This window comes from Streptomyces sp. NPDC046985, assembly GCF_040644415.1.
Lineage (GTDB): Bacteria > Actinomycetota > Actinomycetes > Streptomycetales > Streptomycetaceae > Streptomyces.
Genome location: NZ_JBEYWK010000011.1, coordinates 26,593 through 48,061, shown reverse-complemented (window position 1 = coordinate 48,061; position 21,469 = coordinate 26,593). Strand labels below are relative to the sequence as shown.

The following is a 21,469-nucleotide window of genomic DNA, read 5'->3' as shown; positions in this document are numbered from 1 at the left end:
GGACATGCGGCCTTGCGGGGCGCCGTGTTCAGCCGGAGCGCGGGACGGACTCCGGCCGTCCCGGCGCGCCGGGCTCCCGGCGGTCCGCCGGGCGGCCGGGCGGATCGGGCCGGAAGACGTGCTCGCCGATCGCGGCGGCCACCGCGTCGGCGTGCGGCGGGGCGACCAGCGCGTAGTGGTCCGCGTCGACCCGCACCACCCATGCCGGCGCCGCCAGGTGGGGCTCCCAGTCGGCCGCGGTGGCCGGTTCCGGGGCGAGCGGTGTCACGTCCGCCGCCGTGCGCTCCGCGAGCCACACCACCGACTCGGTGCCGGTCAGCCGGGGCAGCCGGTGCTCCGCCATCGCGGCCAGATTGGCCCGGCAGCACCGGGCCAGCCGCTCGGCGTAGTCCCGGCCGCGTGCGCCCAGGTCACGGGCGTGGTCGCCGCTCAGCTCCCTGGCGAAGACCGCGTCCACCTCCCGGTCGTCGTAGGCGGCGGCCCGCGCCCCGCTCCCGGGCGGCGGCGGGTCCAGCAGGTAGAGGCCGTGCACCGGGCGGCCGTCCCGCTCCGCGAGGGACGCCATGGACAGGGCCGCCCACGCGCCGAACGACCAGCCGCCCAGGCTCAGCCTGAGCCCGGGGTGCGGGAACTCGGTGCGCAGCGCGGCCAGGTAGTCCCGCGCGCGGTCCTCCACCGTCCGCACCGGACCGCCTGGATCGCGCAGCGCCGGGTCGGCGATCAGACACACCGTCAGCCGGGCGTCCAGCGCCGACACCAGCGGACGGTAGGCCTGGATGTCACCGCCGACCGGGTGGACCAGACACAGCACGTCGGAGCCGGAGCCGGAGCCGCGCTGCCACACCTCCACCTCCACGGCGGCCGTCCCGCCCCGGCCGCCGTGAAGGGCCGTGCCGAGGTGGTCCAGGATCTCGGTGAGGCTGACCCGGTGGCTCAGCCGGGACAGGTCGAGGTCGACGCCGTGCCGTGCCTTCACCTCGTCCACGAGTTCCAGCAGGGTCAGCGAGTCCGCGCCGAGGTCGTACAGCGAGGCGCCGGGGTCCAGTTCCGGGACACCGAGCAGGTCGCGCACGTACGCCGCGACCTCGGCCGCCGGGTCCTTCCGCGCCCCCGGCGCAGAGTCCACCGGCTCCACCGGCGTCCCGGCGGGTGCCAGGCCGGCCGGGCGCCGCCCGGAGCCATACGGCGCCGCCCGGTCCGGTTCGTAGAAGCGCCGGGCCCCCTCCAGGGAAGTGGTGCTCACCAGCAGGTGCGGGAGCTGGAGATCGAGGGCGTCCTCGAACACCCTCACCCCCTCCTCGGGGGTCAGCGCGACCGTCAGGTGCTCCTGGTGACGGGCGTCCCGGCCGAGCGCGCCCTGCGCCATGCCGACCTCCCGCCAGGCGTCCCAGCCGATGACACAGCGAACCGCCGGTCCGTCGTCCTCTGACGGCCGGTACTGGGCGAAGGCGTCCAGCAGCCCGTTGGCCGCCGCGTAGTCGAATTGTCCGACCCCGCCGAACACGCTCGCCATCGACGAGCAGAGCACGACGTGCCCGGCCCCGTGCCGTCCGGCCAGCCGCTCGGCCAGCAGGGCGCCCCGCAGCTTCGCCGCGACCGACCTCCAGGCCGCTTCGGCGTCCCGCCGCACCAGCAGCGAACCGACCGCCGTACCGGCCGCGTGCACGACACCGGACAGCCCCTCCAGACGGGGTGCGAGGCGGGCCGCGATCCCGTCGAGGTCCTCGTCGGCGAGGTCCGCCGCCACCAGGGCGACGCGGTCAGCCCACGGCGCCAGGGCGTCCGGCAGCACCGCCCGGCGCGCCAGCAGCACCACCCGGTTGCCCGGATCGCGCAGCAGCCGGGCGGCCAGCGTCGCACCGATGCCTCCGGTGCCGCCCAGGATCAGGTGGGTGCCGGTCCCCAAGGGCGGACCGTCCGCCGCCCCGGCGGGCGGCGCGGCGACCGGCCGCAGTTCGCGCCGCCACCAGAACCCCTCGCGCAGCGCCACCGGCCCGTCGGACCCGCCGTCGGCTGTGAGCGCGGGCAGCCGGTCCGCCCACCGGGCCGGGTCGGCGCTCGGCAGGTCGACCCAGCGGGGCGTCGGCAGCCCCAGCTCCTGACGCGGGACCTCGCCCGCTCCCGCGAGCAGACCCGCCTCCGGACGGCGCACGGCGCCCGTGACCGCCTGCGCCTGCTGCGAGAGCAGCCACACCGCGGGCCGCGCCGCCTCCGGGACGTCCGCCAGCGCACGGCACAGCGCCGCGACGGTGTCCAGACACGCCCAGCGCGCGGTGTCGAGCGAAGTCTCGCCGACCTCCCCGGTGATCGCCAGCGGGAGGGCGTGCAGCCAGTCGCAGACCGGCTGACCGGCGACAGCGACGTCCGCCAGGACGGCCGCGAGGTGCGCGGGATCGCACGGGTCGACGCGGTATCCGTCCGCCAAGCGCGCGAACTCGCCGCCCGTCCGCACCCGCACCACGCGGGCGTACCCGCGTTCCAGCGCGCGCCACGCGTCCGGGTCGTCGCCCGGCGCGGTGACCAGCACGGCCGTGCGGCCGTCGGCCGCGCCGCCGGTACGGGCCCGGCGCGTGCGCACCCACTGCGGCTGGTGCAGCCAGCGGGCGGCGGGCAGCCGCTCCGGGCCGTCCGCCGCACGGCTCGTGTCTGTGCTGTCGGTGCTGTCGGTGCTGTCGGTGCGACCGGTGCTGCCGGTGCGCTCAGGGTCGCCGTCGGCGTCGTCCGCGCCCGCGACCGGCGCCGGGGCGCGCGGGAAGTCGTACTCCGTCAGGTCGAAGGCGGGCGGCGGGAAGTCCCAGGGCGCCTGCGCCGGACCGGCCGGCCAGCGCACGTCCTGCCCGGCCGTCCACGCCTCGGCCAGTTCCCGCGCGGTGCGGCCCGCCGCCGCGACGGCCTCGGGACGCGGCTCCGGCAGGTCCGCCGCCGGGAGCGGAGCGTGCGCGGCGTGCGGCGCCCGCGCCGCGAGGGTCCGCAGCCAGGCGACGGCGGACGGCGCGTCGGGGCAGACCTCCGCCGCCCGGTGGGCCAGCGCCGGGCGGCCCGCCTGGAGATGGCGCACCACCCGCGCGAACCCGTCCGGGCGGGCTTCGAGATACCCCGCGATGCGGGCCGCGTCCGCCCGCAGCGCGGCCGGTGACGCGGCCGACAGCACCAGGCACCCCACGGCGCCGGACGCGCCGTCCGCCGCGCCGGGCTCCGGAACGGCGGCGGGCGCCGGGGCGTCGTCCGGGCCCTCCAGGACCAGATGCGCGTTGGTGCCGCCGATGCCGAAGCTGCTCACCGCCGCCACCCGCGGCCCCGCGTGCGGCCACGGCTCGGCCGCGGTGGGGACGCGGAACGCGCCCTCCTCGATCTGGGGGTTCAGCCGGTCGAAGTCCACCGTCGGCGGGACCGTCCCGTGGTGCACGGCGAGCACCGCGCGCACCAGGCCGACGACGCCCGCCGCCGCGCCGAGATGCCCGAGCTGGCTCTTGACGGACGACAGGGCGAGCCGCGTCCCGGCGGGCGCCTCGTACGCCTGCCGCAGCGCGGCGGCCTCCACCGGGTCGCCCAGCCGGGTGCCGGTGCCGTGCGCCTCCACGTACCCGACCTCGGCCGCGCGCCGTCCGCTGCGGGCCAGCGCGGTGCGCAGCGCGGCCCGCTGCCCGGCCAGCGACGGCGCGCTGTACCCCAGCTTGTCCGCGCCGTCGTTGTTCAGGCCCGTGCCGGTGACGACGGCGTAGACGGCGTCCCCGTCGCGGCGGGCGGCGGCGAGCGTCTTCAGCACGACGACGCCCGCCCCGCTCGCGCCGACCGTGCCGCCCGCGTCCGCGCTGAACGGCCGGCAGTGTCCGTCCGGGGAGAAGATGTGCTGCGGACGGTAGGTGTAGCCGCCGGTCAGGTCCGGGTCGACGAGGACGCCGCCCGCGAGCATCACGTCGGCGTCGCCTTGGCGCAGCAGCCCGGCCGCGACGTGCACGCCGACCAGGGAGCTGGAGCACGCCGACTGCACGGAGAACGCCGGGCCGGTGAGCCCGAGGTGGTAGGCGGCCTTGGTGGCGAGGAAGTCCTTCTCCTGGTGCAGGGCCATCCGGAACGCGTCCGGCAGCGCCGCCGGGTCCGCGTCGCGCAGCATGGCCCGGCCGTAGGTGTTCTCGCCGCAGGCGGCCACGATCCCGACGCGGCCCGCACCCGGATCGCCGATGCCGGCGTGCGCCAGCGCCTCCGCCGACGCCATGAGCAGGTGACGCTGCTGGGGGTCCATCAGCCGTGCTTCCTGCGGGCTGATCGTGAACCGGCCCGCGTCGAAGGCGAGCATCCCCGCGAGCTGGCTGCGGGCGCCCACCCGGCCGTCGTCCGCCGCGAAGTGCTCGATGCCCCGGCCGCCGGAGACGACCAGCTCCCAGAAGGCGGCCAGATCGGCGGCGCCGGGCAGCCGGACCGCCATGCCCACCACGGCGATCGGCTCGTCGGCGGCGGTCGTGCCGACCGGGACGACGGCCCCGCCCGGCGCGGGCGCCCTGCCGGTCCCGACGGGCCGCTCAGTTCCCACGGACGGCCCAGTCCTGACGGATGGCTCAGTTCCCACGGACGGGCCGGTCCTGACGGATCGCTCAGTTCCCACGGACGGGCCGGTCCTGATGGATGGCTCAGTTCCCACGGACGGCCCGGTCCTGACGGATTGCTCAGTTCCGGTGGATCGCCCAGTCCCGGCGGGCCTCTGAGTCCCGCTGGTCGCCTCGGCCCCGGCGGGCGTGTCGTCGTGTCCGTCCGGTGCGCGGTCCGCCACGAGCCGGGCGAGGGCGCGGACCGTGACCCGCTCGAACAGGTCCGGGACGCCGAACGGCAGATCCCCCTCCCCGACGCAGCGCAGATGGAAGCGCATCAGGTCGAGGCTGGTGGCGCCCGCGTCGAAGAACCGCTGGTCGACGCCCACTTTCCGGCCGGTCGCCTCCTCGAACAGCGCGGCCAGCCGCCGCTCCAGAGCCGACCCGGTCCACGCGGCGGACGCCGCGCGCAGGTCGTGGCCGGGAGCGGTCGGCGCCGCGCGGCGGTCCAGCTTGCCGCTGGGCGTCCGGGGCAGTGCGGCCAGCCGCCGGAACCGGGAGATCCGGACGAACGACGGGAGCAGCCCGGCCAGATGACGGTCCAGCTCCGCCGGGTCGGGATCGGCGCCGTCCTGTGTCTGGAGGCATGCCACCAGGCCGCCGTCCGACGCGGCGACCACCGCGTTCGACACGCCGGGGAACTCCAGCAGGGCGGCCTCCACCTGGCCCAGCTCCAGCCGCCGCCCGCTCAGTTTGATCTGGCCGTCCTCGCGCCCCGCGTAGTGCAGCAGGCCGTCCGCGTCGAAGCGGGCCAGGTCCCCGCTGCGGTAGAACAGGCCCAGCTCCGGATCGTCCACGAACCGGGTCCGGTTGAGTTCCGCGTCGCCCAGGTAGCAGCGCGTGGCCATCGAACCGCCGATCAGCAGCCGCCCCGTCACACCGGGCGGAACCGGCAGCCCGCCGTCGTCGACGACCCGCAGCAGCGCACCCGCCACCGGGCGCCCGATGGCGGGCCGCAGGGGCCAGTCGTACGGGTCGCCCTCCAGGCACAGCGCCGAGACGACGTGGGTCTCCGTCGGACCGTAGTGGTTGAACAGCCGGGCGCCGTCCAGCCCCGCGAACCAGCGGCGGATCGCGTCGGTGCACACCAACTGCTCGCCCGCCGTGACCACTTCGCGCAGCCGCGACGGAAAGATCCCGGTGCGCACGCCGTGCTCCGCGAGCAACTGGAGCGCCACGTACGGCAGGAAGATCCGCTCCGCGCCCCCGGCCTCCAACTCCCGCAGCAGCGCGGGCATGTCCTGCCGCCACTCCGGCCGCACCAGCCGCAGCAGGCCGCCCGAGCACAGGGTGGAGAAGATCTCCTGGAAGGAGACGTCGAACGACAGCATGGAGAACTGCTGCGTGACCGCCGCCCCGCCCAGGCCGCCGTCCGCGCCCTGCCACGCCAGCAGGTCGCACAGCGTCCGGTCGGACACCCGCACGCCCTTCGGCGTCCCCGTCGAGCCGGACGTGAACAGGGTGTACAGCGGGCGCAGCCCCTGGTGCGGGGCCTCGGCGGGCGCCGGGGGCGCGGCCGGGTCCGGGACCGCGTCCGCCACGACGAGGCGCCGCGGCAGACCGGGCGGCGCGAGCGCGTCCAGCGCGTCGGCGCGGTCGGGCGTCAGCAGCACGCAGACCGGATCGGCCTGGTCCAGGACGTGCCGGAGCAGCGGCGCCGGGTACGACGGGTCCAGCGGGACGACGGTCAGGTTGAGCCGCGCGGCCGCCAGCACGGCCACCACGTGCTCCACCGACGGCGCCAGGTACAGGGCCGCGGCGGCGGGCGTCGCCGGGTCGGCGGGCAGGTGCCCGCGCAGCTCCCCGGCGAGGGCCGCCGCCCGTGCGTCCAGCTCCGCGTAGGTGAGCGTCACCGGCCCGGACGCGACGGCCGGAGCGTCCGGGGTACGGCGCACCTGCCGGGCGAAGCCGTCGGCGACCGTGGCGGGACCGGGTGTGCGCGGCGCTCCGCGGCCCGGATCAGGCAGCGTCCGCCGGTACGGTTCCACCAGCGCGCGCAGCGCGGCCCCGGACTCCTCGGTCAGATGGTCGAGCGCCTCGCGGAACAGGCGGCCCGCCGCTTCGGCCCGGTCGGCGCCGAAGTCGTCGCGGTGCTCCCACAGGCAGTCGAGACCGCCGTCGTGCTCCACCACCGACAGGGTCAGGGCGCATTTGGCGCCGAGCGGCGCGAGGTGCTCGGCGGTGACCGTGCAGCCGGGCAGCCGCAGCGCCGAGAAGTCGGTGTTCTCCAGCACGAACAGGAAGTCGAACAAGGGGGTGCGGTCCGGCAGGCCCCGGTCGGTCAGCACATGGTTCAGCGCCACCTCCTGCTCGTTCAGCACCGACCGGGCGAGACCCGCGTGCCGCTCCAGCAGCACCCGCAACGGCTCCTGGCCGTCCAGCGCGAGGGGCAGCAGCACGGTGTTGGCGAACATGCCGACCGTCGCGTCGAACTCCGGCCGGGACCGGTTGGCCACCGGGGTGGCGATCAGCGGCCGGGTCTGCCCCGTCACGCCGTACACGGCCCAGGCGAACGCGGACACCAGCACCTGGAACCGGGTCAGCCCGAGCCGGGCCGCGAGCCGGTCCACCGCGCGGCTTCGCGCCCGGTCCAGCGAGGTGCGCGCGAGCCGTGCCGTGCGCGGCGCGGGGCCGTCGGCCGCCTCCAGCGGCGGCGACGCCTCCCCGGCCGCCCGGTAACGGGCGAGCAGCCGCTCCCGGCGGCTCGCGTACGCGGGCTCGCCGTGCCACGCCCGCTGCCAGTGCGCGAACTCCGTCATGCCCGGCCGGTGCGGCGGCTCCGCCGTGGGCCGCCCCGCCAGCAGGGCGGCGTAGTCCTCGGTGAGGTCGCGGAACAGGACGCCGAGCGACCAGCCGTCGACGGCGATGTGGTGCAGGTGCAGCACGAGCAGGCCGCCGTCCGCGAGCGGCAGCCAGCCCGCCCGCAACAGCCGGCCGCCGTCCAGATCGAACGCGGGCGCGCAGAACCGTTCGGCCGCCGCCTCGGGACTCTCGCCGTCCTCCAGACCGGCCGGCGCCCACGGGTCGTACGGCTCGGCCACCGTCTGGGTCAGGCCCTGCGGGGTCGGCGTGAACCGGGTCCGCAGCGCAGGGTGCCGCTCCACCAGACGGCGCAACGCCCCGCGCAGGGCCGCCCGGTCGACGGCGCCCTCGATCCGGAAGGCGAGCGGGACATCGTAGGAACGGTCGTTCGGGTCCTTCCGGGCCAGCAGCCACAGGCGCTCCTGCTCGCTGGTGGCCGGTGCGCTCGGCCCGGCCGCACCGGGGACCGGCGGATGGCCGCCCGCCGTCGCCTCCGGAGCGCGCAGCGCGTCGGCGAGTGCGGCGAAGTCGGCTTGAAGCAGCAGTTCCTGCGGCAGATCCGCGCCGAAGCGGCGCATCAGCTCGAAGCGGAGCCGCAGCCCCTTCAGCGAGTCGCCGCCGCTGGAGATCCAGCGGTCACGGGGCCGCAGCCCCTCGGCGCCGAGCACTTCCTCGGCCAGCTCCAGCACGCGCCGCACCGTCGCGTCCGCGGCGAGGCCGTCGGCGCCGTCCCGGTCGTCGCCCTGGTCGCCGCGCCAGGGCGTGTGGGCGCCGGCCAGCAGTGCGTCCCGGTCCACCTTGCCGTTGGCGTTCAGCGGCAGCCGGTCCACGAGGAACGTGTGGTGCGGGCGCATGTAGGCGGGCAGGGCGGCCGACAGGTGGCGTTCCCAGGCGTCGTGGCCGAGCGGGTCGCCCAGCACGAGGAAGGCCAGCAGTTCGTTGCCGGCCGCCTCGGTGCGCCGGGTGCACACGAACGCCCGGCGCACCGCCGGATGAGCCGCCGCACGGCGCTCCACCTCGCCGCACTCGATGCGGAAGCCCCGCACCTTGACCTGCCGGTCGGCCCGGCCGACGTAGGCGATCAGGCCGTCGGCGTCCTGCCGGACCAGGTCGCCGGTCCGGTACCAGCGCACGGCGCCCTCGTCGCCGTCGCGTGTCCCCGGCTCCGCACTGATGAACCGCCGTCCGGTCTCCTCCGGGAGGTTGCGGTAGCCGAGTGCCAACGCGGGCCCGGACAGGTGGAGTTCGGCCACCTCGCCGGGCCGCGCCGGACGGTCGCCGTCCTCGGTGCGCAGCCGCACCCCGGTACCGGGCAGAGGGGCGCCGACGGGCACGACGTCGCCGTCGAAGGCCCGGGGGACCGGATGGATCAGCGCGAACGTGGTCGCCTCGGTGGGGCCGTAGACGTTGTGCAGGACGGTGCGCGAGCCGGAGTTGTCCGCGTACCAGCGGCGGATCGTGCGCGCGTCGAGCTGTTCGCCGCCGACGAGCACCTGATCGGCGGCCGAGAAGCAGTCGGGCACCGCGTCCACCACGGCGTTGAACAACGCCACCGTCACGAACAGCGTGTCGACGCGGCGTGCGCGCAACTCGGCGGCGAGCAGGGCCGGGTCGCCCGCCGCGCGTTCGCCGAGGACGACGCACGTGCCGCCGGTCAGCAGAGGCGTCCACACCTCGAAACTGAGCGCGTCGAACGCGGGGTTGGACAGGCAGCCGAAGCGGCGGCCCGGCGCCAGCCGGATGTACCCCGGTGCGGCCAGCCGCAGCACCCCGGCGTCGGTCACCTCGACGCCCTTGGGCTGCCCGGTGCTGCCGGAGGTGTAGAACACGAAGCCGTTGCGTCCCGGTGCGGGGGCTTCGAGAGGCTCGGCGAACTCACCTTCATCGGAGACGAGTCGTTCCACGGCCAGTGTCGTCACGTGGTCCGGCGAGGGCGGCAGGTCCGGGCCGTCGTGCACGACGGCGAGCGCCCCGGAGTCCTTGAGGATGTGCCGCTGCCGCTCGGCCGGACTCAGCCGGTCCAGCGGCACGACGACCGCGCCGGCCAGCCGGACGCCGAGCATCACGCTCACCAACTGCCAGGAACGCGGCAGGCGGACGGCGACCGACGCGCCGGGACCCACGCCCCGCGCGCGCAACCGCTCCGCTACCCGCGACGCGCTCCGGACGAGCCCGGCGTAGTCGAGGACCGTGTCCCCGTCCTCGACGGCCGGCGCCTCGGGCGTCCGGCGCGCCTGGGCGAGCACGGCCCCCGCCAGCGAGGCGTGCGCCGCTTTCCCGGCCGGGACCGGGGGAGTCGCGTCCGCCATCACAGCGCCTCCGCCGGAAGCGTGACGGCGGCGGACGCCGGACGCGGCGCAACCGCGTCCGCTGTGCCCGACGGGCCTTCGTGATGGGCCAGTTCGGCCGCGAGGATGTCCGCCACCCGGACGGCGCCCGCGATCTCCAGGACCTCCCAGTGGTCGCACTCCAGCGTCTCCACCCGGAAGTCGCCCCGCGCGCGGGACGCCCAGAAGGCCCGCGCCTCCGCGTTGAGTTCGGTGTCCGTGCCTCCCGGCACGGCCTCCGCCAGCACGACCCGGACCGCGGAGGCCGCGGGCACGTGCGCACGGGCGGTGAGACGGTTGTGGTTGTAGATGCGGAAGTACCGCTCCACCTGAGCGTCGTCGATGCCGGGATACATCCCGTTGAACCTCACGAGTTTGTCTCGGAACTCGGCCATGTCCACGGCGGTGATCCCCGCGCGGGCGGCCTCGTCGTCGGTGGCCTGGGTGTCGAGCAGCACGACGCTCACGTCCGTCCGCCCCGCCTCAGCCAGCAGCCGCCCCATCTCGTGGGCGACCAGACCGCCGTACGACAGGCCGGTCAGGACCACCGGGCCGCCGTCCAGGGGGCCCAGCAGCCGCAGGTACTCCTCGGCCATGGCGGTGACCGTGGGCAGCAGCTCCTCACCGGGGTTCACGCCCGGCGACTGCACGCCGTACACCCCGGCCGTCTCCGGCAGGTGCGCGGCCAGCGGCAGGTAGCAGAACGCGGTACCGCCCGCCGGATGCACGCACACCACCCGCGCGCCCGGTCCGGCGCGGAACTCCACCACGCTGCCGGGCGCCCGGTCGGCGCCGCCCTCCCGCAGCAGCCCGCCCAGGGCCTCGATCGTGGGACGCAGCATGATCTCGGCCACCGGGACCCGCCGCCCGAACGTCTCGGCGACGGCGTGCGCAACCTTGATCGCTGACAGCGACGTGCCCCCGACGTCGAAGAAATTGTCAGTGACGCCGATCGCCGGATGCGGAAGGATCTCCCGCCATATCCGGTACAGCGCGTGCTCCACGTGGTCCCTCGGCGTGGCCGTGTTGACCTGGTCGGAGCCCAGTTCCCGCGCCAGGCGCAGCAGTTCGGCCCGGTCGGGCTTGCCGCTGCGGTTGAGCGGGAGTTCGGGCAGCTCCACGAAGACGGCCGGGATCATGTAGTCCGGCAGCCGCCGGGCCAGCGCCGTCCGCCAGCCGTGGGCGTCCCGTGCCGGGGCGTCGCCCCGCCCGATGCCGGCCACCAGCCGCTGCTGTCCGGCGGCGTCCCGGTCGGCCAGGACGACCGCCTCCCGGACCTCGGGCAGCGCGACGAGCGCCGCCTCCACCTCGCCCGGCTCGATCCGGAACCCGCGCAGCTTGACCTGGTCGTCGCCGCGCCCCACGTAGTGGGCCTGCCCGTCGGGCAGCCTGCGGGCCAGGTCGCCGGTGCGGTAGACCCGCTCACCCGCGACGAACGGGTCCGGCGGGAAACGCTCCTCGGTCAGCTCGGGGCGGCCCAGATAACCCCGCGCGAGCCCCGCGCCGCCCAAGTACACCTCCCCGACCACGCCGGGCGGCACCGGCCGCATCCGGGCGTCCAGCACATACAGCCGGGTGCCGGGCAGCGGGCGCCCGATGGGGCACGGACGGTCCACGGGCCGCGGGTCGTAGTACGCCGTGCTGTACAGGGTGGCCTCGGTCGGGCCGTAGCCGAAGCAGATCCGCAGCCCCGGCAGCAGTCGGGTCATCCGGTACAGCGCCGCCTCGGTCAGCGACTCCACGCCGGTCAGCAGCGTCCGCACCCGCAGCCCGCGCAGCCGCTCGGCGGGAGCCTCGTCGATCCACCGCACGTACGCCGGCGGCAGGAAGACCTGCTCGACGGCGTGCTCGCGCAGGAAGTCCAGCACCTCCGCCGGGTCCCCGCGCAGCTCCTCCGGGACGATGTGCAGCTCGCCGCCCGTGGTCAGCGGCAGCAGCAGCTCGTGCACCGAGGCGTCGAAGCCGATGCTGGACCATGCCGAGCCGACCTCCCCCGCGGGCGCCCCCATGCGGGACTGCCAGACGTCGAACAGGTTCAGCACGCTGCCGTGCTCGACGGCCACGCCCTTGGGCCGTCCCGTGGACCCGGACGTGAAGATCACATAGGCGAGGGAGTCCGGCGAGCGGTCGGTGACCGGCGCCCGCTCGCCGGCGCCGCCCTCGGCCTCCACCGCGCCCAGCTCCCGCCACCGGTCCGGGCGCCCGGCGAGATCCTGGTCACTGAGCACCAGCGGACAGTCCGCGTCCTCGGCCATGCCGGCCAGCCGCTCCACGGGCAGCGCCGGGTCCAACGGCAGGTAGGCGGCGCCCGCCTTGAGCACGCCGAGGACGCCGACGGCCAGATCGACGCTCCGGCCCAGATGCAGTCCGACGACGTCACCGGGGCGAACGGAGCGTGCGGCGAGGGCGTGGGCGAGACGGTTGGCACGCCGGTCCAGCGACGCGTAGTCCAGCGACCGGTCCCCGCAGACCACCGCCCGCTGCGCGGGCCGCGCCCGGACCTGCGCCTCGAACAGCTCCGCGATCCCGGACGCCGTCCGGAAGGGCACGGGGGCGGACGCGGGGTCCGTGACGGCGGTGGCGGTGTCGTCGGTGCCGGGGTCGATGCCGCTGCCGGGGTGGGCGCCGGTGCCGCTTCCCGTGTCGGTGTCGGTATCGGTGTCGCTTCCGGTGCCGGTGGAGGGCCGGGGCGCGGAGTCCGGCCGGCGGCGTACGGTCGCCGCGTCCCAGTCCGCGACCAGCTCGCGCTGCTCCGCCTCCCCCATCAGCTCCAGCGCGGCGACGTCGCGCTCGGGGTGGCGTGCCATGTCGGCGAGCAGTCGGGCCAGATGGTCCGCCCAGCGGCGGGCGGTGACGTCGTCGAACAGCGCCGTCGCGTAGTCGAGGTGCCCGACGAGTCCCTGGTCCGTGTCCGCGAGCGACAGGGCGAGGTCGAACTTGGCGGGGGAGTGGTCGATCGGCAGCGGTTCGGCCCGGACACCGGGCAGCCGGAGCAGACCGCCGCGCTCCGGCGACCACGCCAGCATCGTCTGGAAGAGAGGCGAACAGGCCGCCGTACGGGGCGGGTTGACCAGTTCCACGATGCGCTCGAACGGCAGGTCCTGGTGGGCGAGACCCGAGCGGACCACCGCCTTCGTGCGGACCAGGGCCTCCGCCGCCGTGGGCGAGCCGGACAGGTCGACGCGCAGCGGCAGCGAGTTGACGAGGAAGCCGATGAGACCCGCGCCGGCCGGTCCGCGCCGGTTGGCCACCGGGCCGCCGATGACGATGTCAGAGCTGCCGCTGAGGCGCGACAACAGCACGGCCCAACCGGTCAGCAGGGTCACGAAGAGGGTCGCGCCGTGCTTGCGGGCCAGCGCGCGCAGAGCGGCGGTGGTCCCGGTGTCCAGGGCGAAGCCGACGCGTCCGCCCGCGAAGCTCTGCTCGGGCGGACGGGGGCGGTCCGTGGGGAGGTCGAGCACCGGGGGAGCGCCGTCGAGCGCCTGCTGCCAGTACGCCTCCTGCTCCGCGAGGCCGCCGTCCAGCGCGGCCTCGCGCTGCTTGCGCACATAGTCCGTGTACTGCCCGGTCACCAGCGGCAGACCGGGGTCGTCGCCGTGCAGCAACGCCTCGTATATGGCACCGAGTTCGCGCATCATGACGTCCATGGACCGTCCGTCGTAGACGGCGTGGTGGAACGTCAGCAGCAGTGCGTGCCGGTCCGGACCCAGCAGGACGAGGCGGCCACGGGCCAGCGGACCGGCCGCCAGGTCGAACGGCGCTTCCGCCTCCTCGACCTGTACGGCCGCCAGGCGTGCGTCGGGGTCGTCCGCGCCGGTGAGGTCCTCGACGGACAGCGCGTACCCGGAACCCGGCGGGTCGACGTGTTGCCACACCGCCCCGTCGGTCTCCACCAGCCTTGTACGCAACGCCTCATGACGAGCTGTCATCGCGGTTAACGCCTCGGCGAGGATGTCGGTCCGGAGCGGGCCGCTGAGCAAGTGGCAGACCGTCTCGTTGTACGCGGACGACCCGCCGGGCAGTTGCGAGAGGAACCACAGCCGCTGCTGCGCGAAGGAGGCCGGATGCACCTGTACAGCCCGCCCGGTGTCATCGGCGTGCCGGTCCGGGACCGGTGGGACAGGGGCGGCGGGAACGGTGGGGGAGTGGTGCTGCACCGCGTGGTACCTGACCTTTCGAGCGCCTGTGCACAAGAGGGGGGGACGAGGATCCGTCGCCGGGAGCGAAGGGAGAGCGCCGGGGCGTTCCGCCCGGCGCGCGGGGCGGAGGCCCGTCGTACAGGAGTCCAGGGAAATGCGCCGCCCGCACCGGTCGATTCCAGTCCGCCGGGAGGCCGCGCGCAAGAAAAGAAATCGGGGAGAAAAGCGTTTTCGTCGAGCCTTCGGAGTTGTGGGGTGGATCACGGTGCGTCGCCTGGACTCGCTGCCGTCGATAAGCGATCTTCTGCGAACGCCCCGAGCATGTCAATGGCGGATTTCCGGTTACTTACGAGTAATGCACACAACACGTGTGAGACGGTTCAACCGTGCAGGCGTCGTAGTAAATCGGGTCAACGCTGACGATCCGAAACCCAAACCTGATGCAGTGTTACTTCTATTACTTCTGACGGCAGTTGAGGTCAGGCGGGATGCGACTTGGAGGTGAGGCGACCACGGAACGACGCGCCTACGAAGGCACCGCGTGGGGTGCCGATCGAGTCGTTCCAGGGAATCACGCATTACTGCTTCCGGCACGGCGATTCGGCGCGCGAAAGGAACTTCTCCGGGGTGATTATTCGAGGCGTGAAAAGCACTGTCGGGAGTTCGTTCACGCGTGCAGATAACCGAGTGCCACCGTCATCGTCAGCAGGCGGTCCGCCCTGCGTACCGTGATCCGCACGCGGTCGCCGGGACGGTGGGCGCGGACCGCGGCCTGGACGCTCCGGACGCTGCCGACCGACGTGCCGGCGACGTCGACGACACTGTCTCCGAGGCGGATTCCAGCGAGGTCGGCCGGCCCTCCGGGGACCGGCAGGACGGCGAGAGGGTCGCTTCCGTCGGCGCCGGGGAAGTTCAGCCCGGCGGAGGCCACGGCGCCGGGCACGGAGCCCGCACGGGTGTCCGCGACGCCGCCCGCGTAGAGGTTGAGCAGATCCGGTGAGATGACCTTGGTCGGCTGCCCCGCTCCTGCCGGCTCGGCGAGGCCGAGGAACGGAAGCTGGTGGCTGTGTCCGACGTTGACCACTGGGGTCAGCCCGTCCAAGGGGCGGCCCGCGTCGTTGCGGACGACCAGCACGTCGGCGGATACGTCGCCGCGGTGCATGCGCACCGGGCGGAGAGAGCCGGCGTCGACCCGGACGGCTTCGCCGGTCCGTGTCAGAAGCAGCACCGAGGCCGGGTCGGCGCCGTGGAAAGAGAGGCTGGTGAAGAACCAGCGGAACCCACCCGGCGCCGCATGGCCGGTGAGGCGTGCTTCGGCGACGCAGAAGACGTTCCCCATCGCTCCTGCGCAGTGGACGAGCGCCGGTACGGAACGGCCTTTGTAGGTCAACCGGGCGGCGCCGTCGCGCGGGCCGTGTTCCGGAACGGGCACGGCGAAGGCATACCAGTCGTCGAGCGCGTGAGGCGTCTTCGGCCACAGCGTGGCCTTGAGCATGTTGGCCTTGCCCAGGACGGCCGGCGTGGAGTACAGAGCGGACAGGGGGCTGAGCAGCACCGCGGGGTATCTGGCGCTGTCGGACGTCCACAGCTCGGCGGTGACGGTGTCGGCGGCGACCATGAGGGTGCGGTCATTGGGCGGGGCCGTGTACGCCGAGTGCAGGGAGGCGGTGACGGCTATCGCGGCCAGCAGGGCGAAGCCGAGCACCAGCCGCCCGCCGCGTTTCGCGCACCAGCCCAGGACGGCCGCCGCGACCATCCCCGCGAGCAGCACCGCGTCGCGTACGGGCCCGAACACGACGTCTTCCTCGCGTGTCTTTCGCAGGGGGTACTCGACCTCGGCGCCGAAGAACAGGGCGGACACGGCGGCGGTGAACGAGGCGGTGGCCGGGGCGGCCGACCGGGTGCGCGCCCATTGCGCCCCGCCGCTGCCCTCGACGGCCAGGACGGCGGCGGCGACATGGGCGGTGGTGACGCGCTTGTGGCCGAGTCGGAAGCACAGGCTCTGAGCCGTTTCGTAGGCGAGGGCCATCCGGGGGCTGACGGTCACGACGCGGTCCGGGGTGAGTGCCAGGCCGCGTCCTCCGCGCCGGGCGGGCGTCCGACTGCCCTTCTCCTGACCGGGGGCTCCGACCGCGATGCCGAAGTGGGCCTGTACGTCGGGGTCGTCGCGGACGGCCGCGCGCAGGAACGCGGTGGTGGTCACCACCGCGCCGTCGCGTTCGGCCGAAGCTGCTTCTACGACGGCGAGGAGGCTCTCGTCCACGACGAGCCGGTCGTGGCCGCGCAGCAGCCCGACCGGCACGGGCGTCGGCGAGGCGGGACGCCGCTGTGGCCGGGGCGGGAGCGTCGCCGGGTCGGGAAGAAAGGACGGCATGATCAACCGAGCGAGCAAGTCCCGCAATCCTGCCGCGGATCCGGTCCGTCCGCTCGCCAGCCAGCGGGCGGCGGCGCTCTCCTGGTCGGCGATGAGGCCGTAGACCACGTGAGCGGGCTGAATCTCAGAGTCGCCACGGTAGTCCGCGAGCCGCTTGGCGAGATCCCAGGCCACGCTCAGCGGCTCGTTGAACGCGAAGCTCTCCCCGTCGCGCCACGTCACGGTGTTGCCGCGGATCGTCGACTCCCCGGTGTCGTGCGGTGGTCGGCCGACCAGGCCGGCGCCGGCGAGGAAGGCCGCCCAGCCTTCGGCGTCGGCGGCCAGCATCGCGGTGAGGAACTCCGTCGTGGTGAAAGGCACATCGCCGTAGGCGTCCCTGGCCTGCCTCAGCACGCGCCGCATCGACGTCGAGGTCTTGAACGTCCCCTCCCGGTTCGGGTCGTAGTCGGGTATCGGGCTCAGCAGATCCTCGACCGAGGGCGTCCTGTGAAGGGAGAAAAGGCCGCCGGCACGGCTCTGCGCGAGATTCCACGCCGTACGCCAGGCTCGCGGGTTCGCCCGCGCACCGCTCGGAGCGGGGGGCGGCTGCGTCGTCCAGACCGCCAGGTTCGCCCAGTTCGCCGGGGGCGGCCACGCCTGGCCGGCCGCGCGCAGCGCCCGCACGGCCGAACGCAGCGCGACCGCCGGGTGCATGCCGTGGGCGGTGACGACGGTGGTCTCCGCCAGCAGCCGCCCGGCTTCCCGCGTGTACGCCGGCGCCTGTGCTCCCAGCACGTCGCCCGCCCCGCCCAGAAGGCAGGCCGTGGCCATGGCAAGCGGTTCCTCGCCGGTCGCCACGGTCACGCTGCTCGACCAGCACGAGCCGAGGATGACATGGCGCGGCCAGCGAAGGCTCCACGCCGTGGTCGCCGAGAGGATCCGCTCGTCGTTCATCCGGACGTGCTGGCCGAGGCTGCTGCCGGCCGGGAGGCCGTGATGGAACACGACGGCCACGTCGTCGCGGGAGAGCATGGGCAGGCCGTCGACGAAATCCTCGCGGCCCGCGGTGTGTCGGACGTACGGGCGGCCGGGCAGGGAGTCCAGCGCGCGGGCGAAGGCGTCGGCGAAACCCGGCTGTCCGATGTTGGCGAGGATCCGCGCGGGTTCCCTCACTTCACCGGAGGGCTTTGCCTCGTCTACTTCACCGGAGGGCGTTGCCTCGTCGGCGAGCATGTCGAGGCTGGGCGTCCACACGGGCACCGCCCGTTCGATGAGCGGCACGCCAGCCGCGAGCGGCAGCCCGGCGAACGGGACGGCCGACAGGGGACCGTCCGGCACGATCACGACGACCGGCGGGTCCGCCGCATCGGCCGACCGCTCCAGTTCCCGCTGGAGGGCGCCCGGCAGAAGTGCCTCGGAGAGTTCCTGCCAGACCCGCGCGCTGAGGACGGCTGTGCGGTGGACTCGCGCCACGGCGTCGTGACCGCCGCGGTGCAGCGTGTCCAGCAGCAGCGCGGGGTGCAGGCGGAAGGAGGCGGAGGGGTCGTCGACCGCGGGCAAGGGCAGTACACGGCGCGTGAGGTGTGGGCCGTCGGGCAGCAGTGCGACGCAGGTGACGCACCAGGCATCGGCGGTGCGCTCGCAGCGGTAGTACAGAGCGAGGCGCCCTCCCAGGCGCTCGCCGATGTCCCCCAGGTTCACCGGGTCGGGCGCCAGCGCCTCTGCCAGTTGCCGGGAGAACTCGGCGCTGACGTCGGCGCGCAGGCGTGCCCACCGATCCTGGGCGGCGGCCTCCTCGTCGGTGGGCCGGTCGTTCTGTTCCGAGCCCGTCGGCGCGAGAGCCTGGGCGGCCGCCAGCTCCGCCTCTTCGTAGCGCCGTCGCAGATCCTGAAGCGCCGGATTGGTCGCGGCGTCCAGGCCGCGGCGGACGGTGGCCGCGGTCGCGCTGCGGTGCAGCGACTCCATCAACCACAGCGCGATCTCCGCGGCTCGCCGGCGTTCGCGGCGTACCTCGCGGGCCAGAGAAGCGAAGACGTCGGCGTAGAGGCGGTCCCGGTCCCCCGCGATGGTGGAGCGATTGCGCCGCTCCCTCAGCAGACCCCGGTCGTACTCCAGCATGCGCAGTCCGCGAAGGAGCAGGTCGAGATGATCGGACTCACGGCCGTCGGCCGGGTCAGCGCCGGCCAGGGCGGCGAGGGCGGCGCGGACCAGCGCCACTGCTTCGGGTGCGCGATAGCGCCGGGACTGGTACAGGCGGGCGGCGACCAGGTACCAGTGGGCGGCGTCTCCGGTCCTGTGCAGCCTGGCGTTCAGCTCACCGGCGAGTTCGCAGAACTCGGCCCGGGTCCGCAGCAGGAGGGAGGCTTCATGGCTGCTGAGATCCGAGAAGAAGGCGCGCTCGGGCAGCACCTCGGCCAGCCAGATCATCCGCGTGGCCAGCACCAGCGCGTCGTCCGGGTCCCGGTCGGACAGCCGACGGGCGCGGACCAGGACATGCCGCAGCACGAGCGAGGGCTGCCGGAACCACACCAGGCGGGCCAACTGTGCCCAGCCCGTCTCATCGACGCCCGTCCCGCCCGGTCCGAGGGCGTGCGCGGCGGCACGCTGGGCGGCGAGACGGGCAGGTACCCGCCGCCCCTTCGCACGTAAGGCGTCGACGGCCTCGTCGAGACGCTGACGCGCCCCGACGACGTCACCGACAGCCTGGAGGAAGAAGGCGTGAGCCGCCGCTACAGCAGGTTCTGCGGCCAGCCGCCCATCACGGCCGGCCGCCGCCGCCACGGCGCCGCCGCTCACCTGCTCCAAAAGTTCCTCGGCCCGGTCCAGGGCGCTGATGTGCAGGTGGTAGTCGACCTCGGCGGCGACGCACCAGGCCACTCCGGCGCGGCTGCCCCGCCTCCCGAACTCCGCGGCCGCGGCGGCGAAGGCGGCCGCGGCCCGCTCGGCGGCGTCCTGCGTACCGAGGTCGACGTACACAGTGCGCCGCACCAGGCGCCGGGTCCTCGGCCGCCACCAGGTCGAGCGCGGCGGCCGGAACCCGCCCTCGGTCGCGGCCTGACCGCCGATGCTCCCGTAGACGACCCACCGCGCGACGCAGGCCAGTGCCGCGCCCGCGGCACAGGGCGCGAACCGCTGGACGAGACTTCCCGGCACGAAGTACGCGTCGATCAGCGGGAACAGAGCCTCCAGCATCAACGTGCCGACGGTGAGGGACCGGTAAATCGCCCCGGTCAGACGGGAGTTCTTCGAGCCACGGTCGCCACGTCCCGTACGCAGCAGGATCAGGCACAGGATCAGCCCTACCAGCGTCGGGTAGTAGCGCGACACATCGTGGGCGAGGAGCGTGCGCTGGAAGCTGTCGGCCGAGTCGTTGTCGGTCAGGCGCAGATCGACGCCGCCCGGCCCCCGGGACCACCACACGCCGGCCGCCGCGGCGAGGGCCAGCACGCCCACGTCGAGTCCCCAGTGACGTACGGCGTTCACACCCCAGTACGGCCACGGTTCGACGAAGACGGTCCGCGCGTCCCGTCGCGGCCTCAGCAACGCCTTCACCTGCGACTTCATGGACATCCCCCCGGCACGCAAAGCATCACGGTACGCTCAAAGCCCTCTCACGGAGGGGACATCGGGAAATGGCGGAAAAAACGGTATGCGAGACGCCGGGGACGGCGCCTTTGGCCCACGTGATCGAAATGATCCCCGGTGACAACGCAGTAGTGCTGTTCGCCCGGAACAGCGAAGAGCTGCCGGACTCGGACGTCGTCGACGAGCTGCGCATGACGGCCTACGAGCGGGCCGGTGCGGCCGACTTGGGAGCGCCAGAGGCCGTACACGACCTGCTGAACCTGGCTCACGCGATGGCGGACGGCGTCCTCGGCGCGGCCGCCTGGGAGGGCCTGCTGGCGACGCGTCGGTTCATCGACCGGTGGCGGGCGTCCCACCGCGGCGAACCGCTTCCGTCCGCCGAGGCCGCCACCACACGTGCGCTGCGGGCCGCCGATTCCGCCGGCTACCCCACCGGGGACCGGGCTGACGTGGAGGCCGTTACGCGTGAGCCCGACGGCTGGTCCGTGACGGTGGATCTGCCCGACGGGCGGCGCGTGCGGGTCACCCTCGACCCGGTGGGCTCCGTCGCAGACGTACAGCGCGTGGAGCCCTGAGCGGACTGGCCGCTGCTGCTCTTCCCTCCGGGTGCACGGCACTTACGGCGGCGTTCTGCGAGGTCGCCCCTGTGACTCGTGCACCCTGCCCGCAGAGGGCCAGCATCTGTTGACGTGCTGTGCCAGGGCCCGACTGCCGTACGCCGATGCGCATTTCAGCGGGGTGACATGAGCGTCCAGGCCGGGAACCGGGAGGCGCGCTACCGGCGGACCGCCGAGATCAGTCCGCCGGGCCGCTCCTCACGCTGCGGCGGGGTGCTGATCGGGCGGCCGTAGGCGGCGGCGCGTTCGCGCAGGGTGTGGCTTTCGGCCTCCCAGCCGTGTCCGGCCAGCCAGCCCACCGGGTCGTCGGGCATCTCCGAGACCCACAGGGACGCCGCCGATCCCGGCACGGCGTCCGCGCCGAAGCGCTCGATCACGCCGCGCGAGCCCAACGTCAGCCCCATCCGACTGCCTGGCGCCGACTGCGCGCTTATCCGGGCCAACAGGAGTTCCACCGCGTCCTCGGGCAGATAGATCAGCAGTCCTTCGGCGATCCACACGGTCGGCGACGCCGGGTCGTGCCCTGCGGCGGCCAGCGCGCCTGGCCAGTCCTCCCGCAGATCCACCGCGACGGTGATCCGCTCGCAGCGCGCGACGGCCCGCTCCTGGCGCAGCACCGATGCCTTGAAGTCCAGTGGCGCGGCGGTGTCGACCTCGAACAGCCGGTCGCCCTCGGGCCATTCCATCCGGAAGGCCCGGCTGTCCATGCCTGCGCCGAGCAGCACGACCTGCCGGACCCCGGACGCGGACGCCTGCTGCAACAGGTCGTCGAGGAACTTCGTCCTGATGACGATGGAGAACGACACGCCCAGCAGGCGGCGGCGCGCGCCCTCGTCATCGGGCAGCGGCGACGAGGAGGGCCACAGGCCCCCTGCGGCGGCGAAGGCGTGTGCCAGTGGGTCGCGGAACAGCGCGTTCTCCCGCTGGGTCTCCAGCGCCCGCACCCTGGCGACTCCCACCGCCGTGGCCCACACTCCTGACGGCCGTGCCCGCTCATCAGTCACTGCGCCAGCCTAGAGGACCATGCAGCGCATCACCCTTGCTGGACGGCGCCTGCACG

Annotated in this window: 5 protein-coding genes; 1 reads left to right on the top strand and 4 read right to left on the bottom strand. The window is 74.4% G+C overall.

From position 1 onward, the window contains the following. Positions 1–28: 28 nt before the first annotated feature. From ABZ861_RS16210 to ABZ861_RS16200, 3 genes are all read right to left on the bottom strand, one after another. Positions 29–9,697, bottom strand: coding sequence for an SDR family NAD(P)-dependent oxidoreductase (locus ABZ861_RS16210; protein WP_361630067.1), 9,669 nt, complete (start codon positions 9,695–9,697; stop codon positions 29–31). After that, the gene (locus tag ABZ861_RS16205; protein ID WP_361630064.1) at positions 9,697–13,872 is read right to left on the bottom strand and encodes an amino acid adenylation domain-containing protein; all 4,176 of its coding nucleotides are present in this window, start codon (positions 13,870–13,872) and stop codon (positions 9,697–9,699) included. Before ABZ861_RS16205 ends, ABZ861_RS16210 begins: the two co-directional genes overlap by 1 nt. Positions 13,873–14,521: 649 nt before the next feature. Next, positions 14,522–19,771, bottom strand: a complete 5,250-nt coding sequence (locus ABZ861_RS16200; RefSeq protein WP_361630061.1) for a CHAT domain-containing protein — start codon at positions 19,769–19,771, stop codon at positions 14,522–14,524. A gap of 119 nt (positions 19,772–19,890) precedes the next feature. On the opposite strand from ABZ861_RS16200, the gene ABZ861_RS16195 reads away from it, so the two are divergent. Further along, positions 19,891–20,367: a hypothetical protein gene (locus ABZ861_RS16195; protein ID WP_361630058.1), complete on the top strand. Its 477-nt coding sequence runs from the start codon at positions 19,891–19,893 to the stop codon at positions 20,365–20,367. Positions 20,368–20,567: 200 nt separating this feature from the next. Here ABZ861_RS16195 and ABZ861_RS16190 read toward each other — a convergent pair whose 3' ends face one another. Continuing rightward, positions 20,568–21,413: a class I SAM-dependent methyltransferase gene (locus ABZ861_RS16190; protein ID WP_361630055.1), complete on the bottom strand. Its 846-nt coding sequence runs from the start codon at positions 21,411–21,413 to the stop codon at positions 20,568–20,570. Positions 21,414–21,469 lie beyond the last annotated feature (56 nt).